Here is a 14118-nt window from a genome sequence, read left to right as displayed (position 1 = left end):
CCGCTAAAGCTGGACCTTGTGAGGCTGGTGCCAACCTTTCGGGGATGTGCTGAAGATTTCAACACCATCCTCGGTCACGCCGACAGAATGTTCGTACTGCGCCGACAGCTGGCGGTCGCGAGTCACGGCCGTCCAGCCATCTGGCAGGATCGCAGCGTCCTTGCGGCCCAGGTTCAGCATCGGCTCGACCGTGAAGAACATGCCGGGCTTCAGTTCCGGGCCGGTATTGTAATCCGATGAGTGGACGACGTTTGGCTCGTCATGGAACAGGCGTCCCAGGCCGTGGCCGCAGAAGTCCTCTACGACCGACATGCGATTCAGCCTGGCAATTTCGGAGATCGCGCCGCCAATGTCGCCAAAGCGCTTGCCGGGGCGGATCTGCGCGATGCCGGCCATGAGCGCATCATAGGTCACATCCATCAGGCGCTCGGCCTTCCGCTTCACATTGCCGACGCCATACATGCGCGAATGGTCGCCATGCCAGCCATCAATGATCAGGGTGACGTCGATATTGGCGATATCGCCTTCCTTCAGCGGCTTGGCGCTGGGGATACCGTGACAGATGACATGGTTGAGTGAAATGCAACTGGCATGGCGGTAGCCGCGATAGCCGATCGTCGCGGAGGTTGCGCCATGATCCATGACGAATTCCCGCACCAGATTGTCGAGATGTTCGGTGGTCACGCCGGGCTTCACTTCCGGCACCAGCATATCGAGGCATTCGGCCACGAGACGTCCCGCCTTTCGCATACCTGCGAAGCCTTCGGCATCGTGAATGCGAATTTCGCCCGTGCGCATCGGCAGCAGGAGGGAAGTGTCAGTCATCAATCGGGGCCTTTCAGGGGCGGAAATACCTGTATCTGCCCCCTAGATAGCAATTTGCCCGGCTAAGTTCCACCTTCAGGCCTGCCAAACAGTATCAGACTCAGGCCCCATCCGTCTTGTCGCGCTTTTCAGCGGCCGCTTCGGCAGACTCTGCAGCGCGTTTCAGTTCTTCGCGCCGCTCGTCATCAAACCGTTCGGGCTCCTGGTAAATCTCGCGCGTGCCTTCCTCGCTGACCGCTTCCGCGGTGCGGGATTTCAGTCGGCCCCGGCTAACCCCCCAGATCAGGGCGATCAGCAAGAGCAGCGCGCCTACGCCATATAAGAGTTCCGGTGCCATGGGTCTTGATCCTCTGAAAGGGTTACTGGAGCTGGGTGCCAAGCGTGATGTCGATGGCGCCGAGGGCGACCGACATCGGGCAGCCGTTCTTGGCCTTGTCGGCGATGGCGTCAAAATCATCCTGTTCGATGCCTTCAACCACGGCCGTAAGCGTCAAGGCGCTGCGCGTGATTTCGAATCCGCCACCCTCTTTCGGCTCGACCGACACGATGCATTTCGTATCCAGATCGGTGGCAGGTGTTCCGTTCTCGGCCAGCAGGTGGGAGAGCTGCATGGTGAAACAGCCCGCATGTGCGGCGGCGAGCAATTCTTCCGGATTGGTACCCGACGTGCCGCTCTCATCTTCAAATCGCGCCTTGAAGGAGTAGGCGTGATCGGACAGCGCGCCGCTCTGCGTCGTGAGCGAGCCTTTGCCGTCCGCGAGGTTTCCGGACCAATGGGCGGTGGCATGACGTTTCATGGCGTGTCCTTTCAATCAATTGGGTATTGAAAAATGCAATGCGCGCAGACTCAATACGTTCCCGCTTGTCTCTCCTAAATGCATTGGTCATGGTCTGGTCCTGCGGGAAGAAAAGGAATGCGCGCAATGCTCAAATTGGAAGTCTGTCGTCGGTGTCTCACCGGGTTTGCCTTCGCCTTGACGGCGCTGTCTCTTGCGGCGCTGCCCGCAATGGCGGAACAGAATGAGGTAGCAGACTGGCCGCCTCTCGCTCCTGCCGGGCCCGCCAAGGCGTTCAGCTCGGATGGACTGCATGCGCTCGACGAACGCCTGCAAAAGTTCGTCTCGGACGAGCATGTCGTGGGCCTTCAGGCCCTGCTCGTCAAAGATGGTGAGGTTGCTCATTATGGTCAGTACGGTGTGAGGGATGTTGAAACATCGACACCCGTGCAACCGGGCACGCTGTACCGGATCTATTCCATGACCAAGCCGATCACGGGCGTTGCCCTGATGCAGCTCCATGAAGATGGCAAGTTTGACCTCGACGATCCGATCACAAAATACATCCCTGAATTTGAAGCGCTGAAAGTGCTGGTGGGCGAGCATGAAGACGGAACACCGATCCTGAAAGACCCATCGCGCCCCGCGACCATGCGGGAACTGATGAGTCACTCGGCCGGTTTCGCTTACGGCCTTGGTGGAGATGATTATGCCAATGCCCAATTTCGGGAGCAGAATGTCCTCAAATCGCCTGATCCGCAGACCTTCATCGCCAAGGTCGCAGGTATCCCCTTGCTGCATGAGCCGGGGCAAGTCTGGTACTATTCGGTCTCGGTCGACATTCAGGGTTACCTGGTAGAAAAATTCTCGGGATTGTCTCTTGGCGAATACCTCAAGGAAAACGTCCTCACGCCGCTGGGCATGGATGATACCGGATTTTATGTTCCCGAAGCGGAGTATGATCGGCTATCCGACGTCGTGTATTATGCCTCCGAGCGGGATCGGTTCGAGCCATTCTACACCGAGACTGTGCAGTTCAGGCAGTCAACCATCGCCTTCGAATCGGGGGGCGGCGGGCTCGTGTCCACGATCGACGACTATGCCCGGTTCTGCCAGATGATGCTCAATGGTGGCATGCTGGACGGCCATCGTATTCTGCAGGAGGACACGGTGGCCCTGATGCGGACAAACCAGTTGCCGCCAAATGCAGGCGTGGAATTTGATGGCACGCAGCGAAGTGTCTTCACGCCGAAGCGTCGCGATTTCGGCATTGACTTCGCCATCATCTCTGATCCCGTCGCCATGGACAGCCCAGCCGGTACCGGCACTTATTATTGGGGCGGGGCTGCTGGGACATGGTTCTGGATCGATCCGGAGAATGATCTATTCTTTATCGGCATGATCCAGCGCTTCGGCGCACGACCCGGGGAGCCGGCGGGTTTTCGTGAGGAATCGATGCGGCTCGTCTATGAGGCGCTTGAAGAATAAGCCAGTCTGGGCAAAGTGTCTTTATGACAAAAGAATCTCCCACGGCAGCCGTCCTCCTGATCGGGGACGAGCTGCTCTCCGGTCGGACGCGCGACATCAATCTGCAACAGATTGCTTCCTATCTTGCGCCGCTCGGTATTCCCGTCCGGGAGACCCGGATCGTGCCCGACGTGGAAGACGAGATTGTCGAGGCCGTGAATTCGCTGCGCGCAAAATACACCTATGTCTTCACAACGGGCGGCATTGGTCCGACACATGATGACATCACGGCTGATGCCATCGCCAAGGCGTTCGGGGTGGAGATTTCAGAACATCCTGAAGTCACGGCTATGCTGGCCCAACGCTATGAGGCAATGGGCACAGACTACACGCCAGCCCGTCGGCGCATGGCGCGTATTCCGCATGGCGCCCAGATCGTGGCCAATCCCGTGTCCGGGGCGCCGGGCTTCCAGACCGGGAATGTCTTTACCCTGGCGGGTGTTCCGTCGGTTGCGCGCGGCATGCTGGAAGATATCGGGCCGAGGCTGGAGACAGGCGCAGTCATTCACAAGGTCACGATACGGGGCAGGGGCTTGCGCGAAGGTGACATTGCCGAACCGCTGGGCGTGCTGGCCAAGGAGATGCCGGACGTCGCACTCGGTTCCTATCCCTGGTTTCGGGGCATTGGTGACAATGGTGTCCACCTGGTTGCCAGCACGATACAGGAAAGCCTTATCCCCATGATTACTGACAAGCTGGAAGCGATCATCTCTGCGACGGGCGTCCAGCCGGAGCGGGTCGAGGACGCAAACGCATGAGTTTTCTGGCGCGCACCCCCGCGATCCTTGTCAGCTTCGTTTCGATGCTGGTGATTGGTGCAGGCTTCGGTCTGTGTCGGCCAATGGTGGGCGGGGCATTTCTCGACATGACCTCCGATCCGGAGATGAGCCGAACGATCATTGCCACGATGAGTGACGCCCAACGTGCCGCCCATGCCTGGGTGACGGTGTTGCTGGATACGGCGTATCCCCTGGCTTATGGGGGCTTCCTCGGCGGACTGGCCCTGCGCTTCTTTGGCGGCATGGGAAAGTACGCAGCGCTACCAGCGTTCGGGGTCGTGATCGCCGACCTGACTGAGAACATGGTTCAGGTGCTGGCCTTGGCGGGATGGGTCGACGCGCTTGATGCCAAGGCGTGGCTGACGCCCCTCAAATTTGGCCTGTTCTTCCTTGCGGCCGGAATCGCCGTGATTGCTCTCGTGATCGGCATTGTGAATCTGGTTCGCAAGCGCCGGGCCTGATCCCTTCCAAAACCGCCCTAACGTCAAGCATGGTCCTCCCCGCTTGTCCTCGCTAAGAGAGGCAAACAGGAAAATTGGAGGATCCCATGGCGGAAGATATCGTAAAGGTCGAATTGGACGGACCGGTTGCGCTCGTAACACTGAACCGGCCCGACGCGCTGAATGCGCTGAACCGAGCCCTGCGCGCCGAGATCGTCAGCGTCTTCAACGAGCTGAAAGAGAACAAGGATGTCCGCGCGGTTGTGCTGACTGGTGCCGGGCGGGCCTTCACCGCCGGGATCGACCTGAAGGAGGCCGGCCAGACCGGTTTCGCCCTGGGCGCTGACGAAGATTCCAAGTCCATAGATATGGCGCGCGCACTGGCCGATTATCCCTGGCCAATCATCGGCGCGATCAACGGCTTTGCAATCACCGGCGGGTTCGAACTGGCGCTGATGTGCGACGTGCTGCTGGCCTCTGAACATGCCAAGTTTGCCGATACACATGCCCGCGTCGGCATCGTGCCGGGCTGGGGCCTCTCACAGAAGCTGTCGCGCATGATTGGTATCAGCCGAGCCAAGGAGCTGTCTTTCTCCGGTAACTTCCTCGATGCCCACACCGCGGAACGTTGGGGACTTGTGAACCGTGTTTACGAATCCGACGAACTCGTGCCGGCTGCCATGAAGCTGGCGCACGACATGTGCAGTTCCCAGCCGGACCTGCTCAAGCAATACAAGGCGCTGATCGATGATGGCTATGGCATGAATTTCGCCGCCGCCATGAAGGAAGAAGTCAAACGCTCCATTGCTCATGCCGAATCTGTGACGGCAGACGCTGTGGAAGAGGCTCGCAAACAGGTCACCGCGCGTGGCCGGGACCAGCAGGAGTAGAGCACCATGAGAGACGTAGTCATTTGCGAACCCGTCCGCACCGCCGTTGGCGGCTTTGGCGGCGCCTTCAAGACCGTGCATGCGCACGAGATGGCATCACATGTCATCCGTGAGCTGATGGTAAAGACAAAGCTGCCCGCCGAGGCGGTGGAAGACTGTATCTTCGCGCAATGTTATCCGACCATGGAAGCCCCGGCCTTTGGGCGCATGGTGGCACTGGATGCCGGGCTAACAACTTCGACCGGTGGCTACCAGATCGACCGGCGCTGTGGCTCCGGCCTGCAGGCGGTGATCAATGCCGTGATGCAGGTGGCAACCGGCGCAAATGACGTTGTCATCGCGGGCGGGGCGGAGAGCATGTCGAATGCGCCCTTCTTCTCCATCGATATGCGGTGGAACATCAAGGGCGACGGCCTGATGCTGCATGATGGCCTGTCACGCGGTCGCTATACAGCCGGCGGCAAGAACCATCCCGTGCCGGGTGGCATGATCGAGACGGCGGAGAATTTGCGCCGTGATTATCAGATCACGCGCGACGCGCAGGATCAGTTCGCTTACAATTCGCACATGAAAGCGGCTGCGGCCCAGAAGTCCGGCAAGTTCTCTGAGGAGATCATTCCGTACACCGTGAAAGGTCGCAAGGCCGATACGGTCGTGGACCAGGATGAGCACATTCGCCCGGATTCCTCTCTGGAGAAGCTGTCCACGCTGCGCGCGATCCGGGGCAAGGTGGACGATCAGTCGACGGTGACCGCTGGCAATGCGTCCGGCCAGAATGATGGCGCGGCAGCCTGTATCGTCTGTATGCGCGAGGCGGCAGAGAAATATGGCCTCAAGCCGCTTGGGCGATTGGTTTCATGGTCGGTTGCAGGCGTTGGGCCTGAAGTCATGGGAATTGGGCCGGTGCCGTCCAGCCAGAAGGCCCTCAAGACGGCAGGTCTTGAACTGAAGGACGTTGACGTCATCGAGCTGAATGAAGCCTTCGCGGCGCAGGTGCTTGCCTGCACCAAGGCGCTTGAATTCTCCGAGGACGACATGGAGCGGCTGAACGTGAACGGCTCCGGCATCTCGCTCGGCCATCCGGTCGGCGCGACCGGCGTGCGCATCCTGACCACGATGCTCCGGGAAATGGAGCGCCGCGAGGCGCGCTATGGCTTGGAGACCATGTGCATCGGGGGCGGGCAGGGGCTCGCAGCCGTGTTCGAGCGGGTCAGCTAGAACACATCTTCAGCCGGTGGCCGTGTGTTCAGCGCAACGGCCACCGCGATAATGAAGAAGACGACGCCGAGCAGGTAACACAGGGTGCTGGCAATATGGACCATTCCCATTGTCTGAGCCGTACTGCTGACATCATGCGTCCCGAGGATGACCTGCTGCCGTAGAACTTGTCCTTTGATTTGCGCGGCGTGACCGAACAGCGCTGCACCGAGGTGAAGCGCGCCAAATACGCTGGCCGCCGTTGAAGGCCGGACCCGCAGGATGAGCAAATGCACGAGACCAAACGCCACCGCAGACAATCCTGACAGGACGCCTTGCGGCAGGGTGGATGCCAGCATAGCGGTTCTGGCGAACCTGCTCATGTCTGGCGCGATAAACGCAGGAATGGCTGTGGCCGTCACTATCATCAGAGCAGCCGAGATGAACCAGAGTGTCGGGAGGCTGTTTTTCAACGCGCAGGTCGTCCTTCTTTCTGCTGGTTTCAACGATGAAATCTAGCATCCCCCGTAAAATACCGTTATGTCCAGCATCGGCCATGCGGGCGTGGCGAAATTGGTATACGCAAGGGACTTAAAATCCCTCGGCCGCAAGGCCTTGCCGGTTCGAGCCCGGCCGCCCGCACCATGCCATCATGTTTGGTCGACTCTTATGATCGAGACAGAACGCGCAGGTCGCGTCCTTGGTACACGGCTTGCATGTTTCTCGCCCAAGAGGAGAAATCACATGTACCCAGCCATTCTGTCCTGCCGCCGCCCGAAACTACAGGTCCTGCGCCTATCGGGGGCCTGCCTGCCGACGCCTGCAGCACCGGTTTCATTCCCAAAACGCATAGAGCCTATTTCGGCTTTCGGGGAACAAAAGGACAATCTCGATCATATCTAGAGGGCAACACGCAGAGAATTCACAAGGACAAGCCCTCATGTTTCGCGCCCTTATTGCCTCCACTGCCCTCGGCCTGATGGCCCTGCCTGCCTTCGCCGGCCCGGAAGCGGAGGCCGTAATCGAAGGCGCCGCAAAGCATATTGCCGACCCTCAGAAGGGCCGCGAGACGCTGCGCCAGTCCATGGACCTGGATACAGTCGCCAATTTCACCCTCGGGAAATATGCCCGCCGCGTCACGGATCAGGAACGCAGCAGGTTCGCAGACGCCTTCGAAACCTATCTGTTGAGCAGCTTCGAAGATCAGCGTGAAAAATTCCGCGATGCAGAGATCACGGTTACCGGATCAAAGGATCGCACGCCGACAGATTCCATCGTGGAAACGCGAGTCGTTCGCCCCGGCGAGGCGCCTCAGACAGTGCGCTGGCGTGTTATTGAAAAGAATGGCGACTGGCGTGTCGTGGATGTCGAAGTGCTGGGCCTGTGGCTCGCCATCGAACAGCGTGCCCAGATCGCGGCTATCATGGACCGTCCGCGCGCCACGATTGATGATGCGATCAACGCCCTCAATTCCTGACCTGGAATCTGGTCAGGCGGCTTCGTCGACCACAGCTTCTTCCTCATCGGACTTGTCCTGACGGTCTGACGCGTCGCCGATCGTGAACAGGTCGGCCTCGCGGCTGAGCCAATCTGCCAGTTCTTTGTCGGGTACGCCCAGGACTCTCAGCATATCCGCGACCATCTCAATTCCCTTGGGCTCTCCAGCCACGAGGTGCGCGCGTATGTTCAGTTCGAGATATCGGTCGAGATCATGGATGGTTTCGACAGCCACGAGTCGGACCAGGTCTGGGAAGCGGCGATTGATGCTGGGTGTGACTTCCTTGGACACTTCATAACGCGCTTTTCCAAGCACGACCGCGCGCGCATTGCTGCCCCCCACAGCTTCGATCAGCTTCATGTTGGCGGCATCTCCGAACGAGACATTGTATCCATCTGCGACCGCAGACAGAAAGCGGTCGGGATCTCCGTCAGTCGCGATATAGGGGATGTCAAAGTCGATCAGAGCGTCGACGGCCAGTCGCCCGGCGGCAGACATGCCAATGACGATGACAGGCCGCTCGCCAGCAGGTTCGCCTGATGTTTCCATCGTGACCTGCTTGCGCCGCGCCAATTCGCGCGAGAGCTTGCCTCCGAGCATGGCCCAACTCGGTGCCAGCGCCAGAGAGAGTGCAATGGCGGCGATCAGGCTGCCCATGAGGGCAGGGGGCATATTGGCAGTGATTGAGGCCAATGAGAGGATGACGAGTGTGAATTCCGACCCCTGTGCCAACAATGTGGCGAGCTGGGTAGCGCCGGGCACACTCCAGCCATTCATGCGGGCGGCGATATAGCCGAGCGCAGTCTTGACCGTCAGGATGCCAAACGCGCCGATCACGACGAGCGGCAGGTTTCTCAGCAGGCCCGGCAAGTCAATCGACAGGCCGACACTGATGAAAAAGAAGGACAGGAGCAGCCCGCGAAATGGTCCCATTTCCGTTTGCACCTGGTGGCGAAACGGTGTGCCGGACACGGCCAGGCCTGCCAGGAATGCGCCCAGGGTCAGCGAAAGTCCGATCATGGCAGTCGCGCAGGCGGCCGCCAGCACAAGCAACAGTGTGAAAGCCGTAAAGGCTTCGTCATTGCGGGTGGCTGCCAGCGTCCGGAAAACCGGGTTCAGCAGGTAGCGTGAAAACAGCATGGCTGCGCCGAAAGCGATCAGGGCCTGCACAAAGGCCAGCAACAATCCAGCCGCCAGCGGGACTGCACCGCCATTCAGGAGATATTCTGACAGAAGGCCCGCAAGGCCGGCGGCGGTCTCTCCTTCCCCAAGCGACGTGGCGAAGATCATCAGGAAGATGGCGACAATATCCTGAAAGATCAGGACATGTGTGGCCGTGCGCCCGATCGGACACGAGTTTTGCTCGCGCTCTGTCAGGATCCGCGCAACGACCGCTGTAGACGAAAGGCCAAGACTGAGGCCTACCGCGATCGCAATCGACCAGGATATGCCCAGCATATAGAGCGCGCCTGCACTGATCAGGCCTGTCAGCAACAGATGGACAGGGGCAAGGCCGAGCAGGTCACCACGGCTTTCTTTCAGTTCGCGGAGCGAGACATGCATGCCGATATCGAAGAGCAGGAAGACCACGCCGAGCTCGGCCAGCAAATGCGTGCCGCCACTCTCATGGATCAGGTTCAGCATGCCCGGACCGATCAGAATTCCCGCGAGGAGGTAGCCAACGATGGGGCTGAGATTGAGCGCCCGGGACACCAGGGCGGCTGCCGCGCCGAACCCCAACAGGGTGATTGCGGGAACGAGCGCGCCCACGGCGTCGGCAGGGCTCATTTCAGCGGCCATGGGGGAGCTCTTTCTTCTGGGTGGAGTCGAACTCCCAACTTAAGGAGGATTGCGCAAAAATAAAGGCCGCCAGCTCTCGAGGGAACCGGCGGCCTTCACCAGACTGCACGCGAAGGAGGGCAATGTCTCGCGCACAGTTTGTGAAGAATATCCGAGCGCTAGAGGCTCTTTGCGAGAGTCAGGACAATGCGCTCGTCGGCGATGTCCGTACCGTCGATGTCGGTATCCCAGTAACGCAGGTCCACATCGATGCCGATTGGCAGCGAGTAGGTGCCACCAAGCGACCAGTTGGTGTAGTCGCCGCCACCATCGAAGGAGTAGTTGCCGACGGATACGTCAGCTGCGAAAGCGTCGGTGAAGGCATACCCCGCAGAGCCTTCAACATAGACGCTCTCATTGTCTGGATCCCAGTAGACGGCGCCGCCTACTTCAACTCCGCCTTCGAAAGCATAACCCAGAGCGGCCTGCAGTTCGACGAAGTCGAGGTCTTCATCATCCGAGTCCGGATAGGAATAATAGATGACGCCGAGATCCCAGGAGACGCCGTTCGAGAATTCGCTGGCGACGCCGGCGTAGAGGTCGAGCTCTACATTGGAGTCAGAACCGTCTTCGAAGTCGATATTCGATGCCCATGTACCCGCATAGAATATACCGTTCGCATAGTCGAAGCCGCCGGAGATGGCCATGTCCTCATTGGACTGGGAGACGCCACGCCAGACATAGTCTGTGCTGAGAGCGACGTTACCGGACCATTCTCCCTCGGCAGCTGCCGTGCCAGCCACTGCCAGCATTGCTGCAAGTGCTACCCCTGCGCGGAAAAGCTGTTGTTTCATGTTTTAGTACCCCGTTGTTGAATCGCGCTGTTGCCAGCGCCAAAACCACGATGACGCGGCTTTATCCGGGATCAGAAACAAAAATATGGAGGTTGCGGGACGGCAACCGGAACGCCAGAATTTTGTGCACGCAGGCGCGACAATGCCTTAGGCTTGTGCGCTCTGGTTTTGGTCACCGTGCGGTCAACGGCGCGTACCCAAGATGTGTGCCAGCATCGACCAAAAGCGTCTCTCCCGTCACGTGTCGAGAGGCATCAGTCAGGAAGAAAAGGGCCGAATCTGCAATATCGTCGGGCCCGCTGGCCACGTTGAGCGGTGTCGCGGCCGCAACGGAGGCTTCCATGCGCTGATACTGCTCTTCATCCATCTTGTCCTTGAACCAGCGCGTGCCGATAAAGCCCGGACAAATCGCATTCACCCGAATCTCCGGGGCCAGTGCGCGGGCCAGCGACAGGGTCATCGTGTTGAGTGCGCCCTTGGTCGCCGCATAGGCCACCGATGAGCCGATACCCGTAACACCCGCGATGGAGGATGTGTTCAGCACAGCAGCGGCGCGACCAGTTTGACGGTGACTTTCAATGAGCAGGGGTTTGCAGGCCTGCATCATCAGGAAGGGACCGGCGACATTGACTGCGTAGAGGTCCAGGAAGTCTTCGCGGGTCAGGGCGTCCAGATCGGAATGGTCGCGCGCGTGTTTGGTCGTGCCGGCATTGTTGACGAGAATGTCCAGCCGCCCGGCCTGGGCCGCAGCCTCGGCCAGTTTACGACAGCCTTCATCCGTCGACACGTCAGCCTGAACAAGGCGCGACTGCGAACCGAGCGCCTGGCAGTCCGCTGCGGTCGCTTCGCCCTCCGCAACGGATCTGGCGCAATTGATGATCACATCAGCGCCGCGCTCGGCAAGTTTCAAGGCGATTGACCGTCCCAATCCTGTGGCTGAACCGGTTACGATCGCCTTGCGCCCGGCGAGTTCTTTTGGCTGTGTCATCGCGTTTTCTCCCGTAATTTCCATATGTGTCTGGGCTGGAATGTACGGGGCGTTGAGCAATGGTGGCAACAGGTTTCACCGAATTGGTCAAGAAAGCTGAAACCCGTCATTGGTACCCGTCGCTGCCTATACCGGAGACAGCAACCCATGGTCAGGTCGGCCAGTATCATTCAGCGCATTCAGGCCGTCTCGCGACGATCACGCGAGGATATGCGGCAGGTCGCGCAGGAAATGTGCTCACGCGGGCCGCAATCTGATGCCGAGGCTCAGGCTCTGTTCGACTTCAATGCGCGAATGAGGGGAGCGGACCCTGACTGGGACAGCCGGTTTGTCCGGGTGATGGCGCGTTATGTGCTTGCCCGCGATGCCGCCAATGGGGCGTTGACGCCAGCCAATCTCGATTGGCTACAGGCGCGGGTCGCGATCGGGGACAGGCTGCGCAACCGCAATCTGGCAGGCCTGTTCATGCGGCTGCTGCGCAAAGCCAGCGGGACGCCCGATGGGTTCGGTTTGATTGTGTTATCCCATTTATGCGACCAGATGATCCTGGATAATCAGGCAGATGCAACATCCGTGGGGAACGTCGCTGAAACGCTTCTGCTTTCGGGCCCGGAGCATGCGCCCTGGGTCAGCCGGGCTGAGGCAGCGATTCTCTTCCACACACAGGAGAGCATAGAGGGCAGCGAGAACGACCCGTCGTGGAACTTCCTGTTTGCACGGGCCATCGGGAACCATTTGGTCGCCCGCGCGCATCCCAATCCCCACACGGAACGCCATGCGCTCAACCGCAAGCATTGGCTTGACCCGAACGATCCCAATCCCGGCAAGTTTGTCGGGTGTCTTGCGCTGGGATTCGACAAGGGAAGCTGGTTCGAGCAAATGGGTAGGGAAGCGGAAAGGGCGAGCCTGGCCCGCCGAACTGCCAGCCTCGCCGCGAAATCAAAGCCTGCCCAGCCGCCACCTCGTACTGGCTGGTGGCGCAAGAGCCCGCCACCGAACCCGGTCACCACGGCGAGCAATACCCTGGTTGACTTCCTCAACCGTGAAGCGCCAGGTTTGCTGGCCGGATTGGTCGTCGCGGCACGCTAAAACGGAGGATTTCGCCATGCTCTTGCTCAATCTGATTGTGGCGGGAGCGCTGGTGGCGATTACGTTTGCCATCCACTTCGCGGGACTGGTGGCCCTGTCTGCGGTGATCCGCAAGCGCGACGTGCCGCACGTGAACCTGTCGACCGTGGTCGGGCAGGGGCTCGCCATCTTCTTTGTCCTGCTCAGCCTGTTTGCCATCCATTCGATCGAGATCTGGGTGTTCACGCTGACCTATCTGGCGCTGGGTACGTTTCCGGATGTCGAAACAGCCGTCTATTTTTCTACCTCGACCTTTTCCACAGTGGGATATGGCGATGTGCTGATCGACAAGGACTGGCGCATGCTGGCGGCAGCAGAATCCGTCATTGGTTTCCTGCTGCTCGGCTGGTCGACGGCATTCCTTGTCTCGATTTCTGCTCGGGTGCGCAACTTCGAGGCGCGCATCGAGCAGTTGGATGACAAGGACTAGGCCGGTTCCACGTCCTGCTTCATGAAGAAGCGCGCCCCGGCTACGGCCAGGCCCACCAGAACCAGTCCGCCAATCACCAGCGTTTCCGGTTTCGCGCCGAGATACTCGAAATATTGCGTGTAGCCATGGATCGTCAGGAACACGATTGAGGTTATCGACAGGAAGCTGTTCCGGCGTGCCGTAAAGATCATGGCGACGAGCGCGCCAATCCAGCCCAAGGTGAAGACATGGTCGGGGATGGCAATGGCAGCTTCACGCCATTCCGACCGGTCCGACCAGCGCTGCGGCGCAAACCAGTGTTCGCCAATCCGGTCACCCCAGAGCGAACCCACCCAAAAGGCAAAATTTACCATGAACATGGCCGTGCGTGCTGCGACGGTGACCAGATTGTTCCATGCGTCTGACAGGGTATTGCGGGCACGATAGAGACCCAGGGCGAGCAGGCCGAAGACAAGGATCGTGATGGTCGGTTCTTCGACGAACAGGGCGTAGCTGGCATGCCAGTAGCCTGTGCCAGAACCAAGAATGGCACCGAGGGACAAGACTGCAAACGCTGCCAGAAGTGCCGAACGGAACCACAGCGCTGCCGCGGTCATGACCAGTGCGATCAGTACGGTGGGCACCGTGCCATCATCCACTTCCCGGAATTCCCATCCGATCCAGCCTGCCACGCCAAGTGTACCCATAAGCGTTAGCGCCATGCCGAGGGTTTTCAGGGAATTTCCACGTGCGCTGCGGCGCAGGAATTCCGCGCCGCCCAACGCGACAAGTGCCAGAACGAGACCGGTTATGGCGTTCGGCACAAGTGCGATCGTGCCGCCGGCGACCGAGATGGCTCCGAAAATCAGCAGAATGTTTATCAGCACACCATTCCTGCGATCAGGCAGGGCGAAACCCTGCAAGCGCGCGGCTTCGGAGGAGTCGATCTGGCCATTGGCCAGCAGGGCATCGAGGTCGAGTATGATCCGGGACATGAGAACTATCTCCATAAGTAGTGAGCGCTTGCT

The 14118-nt window shown here is 59.7% G+C and carries 16 protein-coding genes and 1 tRNA gene; 9 read left to right on the top strand and 8 right to left on the bottom strand.

Annotation, left to right across the window (positions count from 1 at the left end):
• Positions 1–3 precede the first annotated feature (3 nt).
• The 3 genes from map to B2344_RS04815 all read right to left on the bottom strand — a co-directional run bounded on the left by map (position 4) and on the right by B2344_RS04815 (position 1622).
• Positions 4–825, bottom strand: a complete 822-nt coding sequence (map, locus tag B2344_RS04825; protein ID WP_034816611.1) for a type I methionyl aminopeptidase — start codon at positions 823–825, stop codon at positions 4–6.
• Between the two features lie 100 nt (positions 826–925).
• Positions 926–1162 (bottom strand): hypothetical protein, encoded by a 237-nt coding sequence (locus B2344_RS04820; protein WP_290481682.1) that lies wholly within the window; start codon positions 1160–1162, stop codon positions 926–928.
• A gap of 22 nt (positions 1163–1184) precedes the next feature.
• Positions 1185–1622: an OsmC family protein gene (locus B2344_RS04815; RefSeq protein ID WP_290482522.1), complete on the bottom strand. Its 438-nt coding sequence runs from the start codon at positions 1620–1622 to the stop codon at positions 1185–1187.
• Between the two features lie 126 nt (positions 1623–1748).
• Here B2344_RS04815 and B2344_RS04810 point away from each other — a divergent pair, with 126 nt between their 5' ends.
• The 5 genes from B2344_RS04810 (at position 1749) to B2344_RS04790 (ending at position 6455) form a co-directional block, all read left to right on the top strand.
• A complete protein-coding gene (locus B2344_RS04810) occupies positions 1749–3089 on the top strand; it encodes a serine hydrolase domain-containing protein (protein WP_290484770.1) in 1341 nt (446 codons plus the stop codon).
• A 23-nt stretch (positions 3090–3112) separates the two neighbouring features.
• Positions 3113–3886, top strand: a complete 774-nt coding sequence (locus tag B2344_RS04805; RefSeq protein ID WP_034816615.1) for a competence/damage-inducible protein A — start codon at positions 3113–3115, stop codon at positions 3884–3886.
• Entirely contained in the window at positions 3883–4368 is a 486-nt protein-coding gene (locus B2344_RS04800; RefSeq protein ID WP_290478617.1) for a hypothetical protein, read from the top strand. Before B2344_RS04805 ends, B2344_RS04800 begins: the two co-directional genes overlap by 4 nt.
• 86 nt (positions 4369–4454) lie before the next feature.
• The gene (locus tag B2344_RS04795; protein ID WP_206992254.1) at positions 4455–5237 is read left to right on the top strand and encodes an enoyl-CoA hydratase; all 783 of its coding nucleotides are present in this window, start codon (positions 4455–4457) and stop codon (positions 5235–5237) included.
• A 6-nt stretch (positions 5238–5243) separates the two neighbouring features.
• Positions 5244–6455 (top strand): acetyl-CoA C-acetyltransferase, encoded by a 1212-nt coding sequence (locus tag B2344_RS04790; RefSeq protein ID WP_290482525.1) that lies wholly within the window; start codon positions 5244–5246, stop codon positions 6453–6455.
• Here B2344_RS04790 and B2344_RS04785 read toward each other — a convergent pair.
• The gene (locus B2344_RS04785; RefSeq protein WP_290484769.1) at positions 6452–6817 is read right to left on the bottom strand and encodes a hypothetical protein; all 366 of its coding nucleotides are present in this window, start codon (positions 6815–6817) and stop codon (positions 6452–6454) included. The two genes, B2344_RS04790 and B2344_RS04785, sit on opposite strands and share 4 nt — an antisense overlap.
• Positions 6818–6992: 175 nt before the next feature.
• On the opposite strand from B2344_RS04785, the gene B2344_RS04780 reads away from it, so the two are divergent.
• Positions 6993–7079 (top strand) — tRNA-Leu (locus tag B2344_RS04780).
• 295 nt (positions 7080–7374) lie between these two features.
• Positions 7375–7911: an MlaC/ttg2D family ABC transporter substrate-binding protein gene (locus tag B2344_RS04775; protein ID WP_206992258.1), complete on the top strand. Its 537-nt coding sequence runs from the start codon at positions 7375–7377 to the stop codon at positions 7909–7911.
• Positions 7912–7923: 12 nt separating this feature from the next.
• Here B2344_RS04775 and B2344_RS04770 read toward each other — a convergent pair whose 3' ends face one another.
• The 3 genes from B2344_RS04770 to B2344_RS04760 form a co-directional block, all read right to left on the bottom strand.
• Entirely contained in the window at positions 7924–9732 is a 1809-nt protein-coding gene (locus B2344_RS04770; RefSeq protein ID WP_290484768.1) for a cation:proton antiporter, read from the bottom strand.
• 158 nt (positions 9733–9890) lie between these two features.
• Positions 9891–10565: a TorF family putative porin gene (locus B2344_RS04765; protein ID WP_034816626.1), complete on the bottom strand. Its 675-nt coding sequence runs from the start codon at positions 10563–10565 to the stop codon at positions 9891–9893.
• Between the two features lie 172 nt (positions 10566–10737).
• Entirely contained in the window at positions 10738–11553 is an 816-nt protein-coding gene (locus B2344_RS04760; protein WP_290484767.1) for an SDR family NAD(P)-dependent oxidoreductase, read from the bottom strand.
• A 147-nt stretch (positions 11554–11700) separates the two neighbouring features.
• On the opposite strand from B2344_RS04760, the gene B2344_RS04755 reads away from it, so the two are divergent.
• Positions 11701–12642, top strand: a complete 942-nt coding sequence (locus B2344_RS04755; protein ID WP_290484766.1) for a hypothetical protein — start codon at positions 11701–11703, stop codon at positions 12640–12642.
• 16 nt (positions 12643–12658) lie between these two features.
• A complete protein-coding gene (locus B2344_RS04750; protein WP_206992262.1) occupies positions 12659–13111 on the top strand; it encodes an ion channel in 453 nt (150 codons plus the stop codon).
• Here B2344_RS04750 and B2344_RS04745 read toward each other — a convergent pair.
• Entirely contained in the window at positions 13108–14085 is a 978-nt protein-coding gene (locus B2344_RS04745; protein WP_206992263.1) for a hypothetical protein, read from the bottom strand. The genes B2344_RS04750 and B2344_RS04745 overlap by 4 nt on opposite strands.
• Between the last annotated feature and the right edge of the window lie 33 nt (positions 14086–14118).

Origin of the sequence: Hyphomonas sp. UBA3195, from assembly GCF_002366485.1 — a bacterium.
GTDB lineage: Bacteria > Pseudomonadota > Alphaproteobacteria > Caulobacterales > Hyphomonadaceae > Hyphomonas.
The sequence above is the reverse complement of the archived record's forward strand: the minus strand, read 5'-3'. Positions and strand labels throughout refer to the sequence as shown.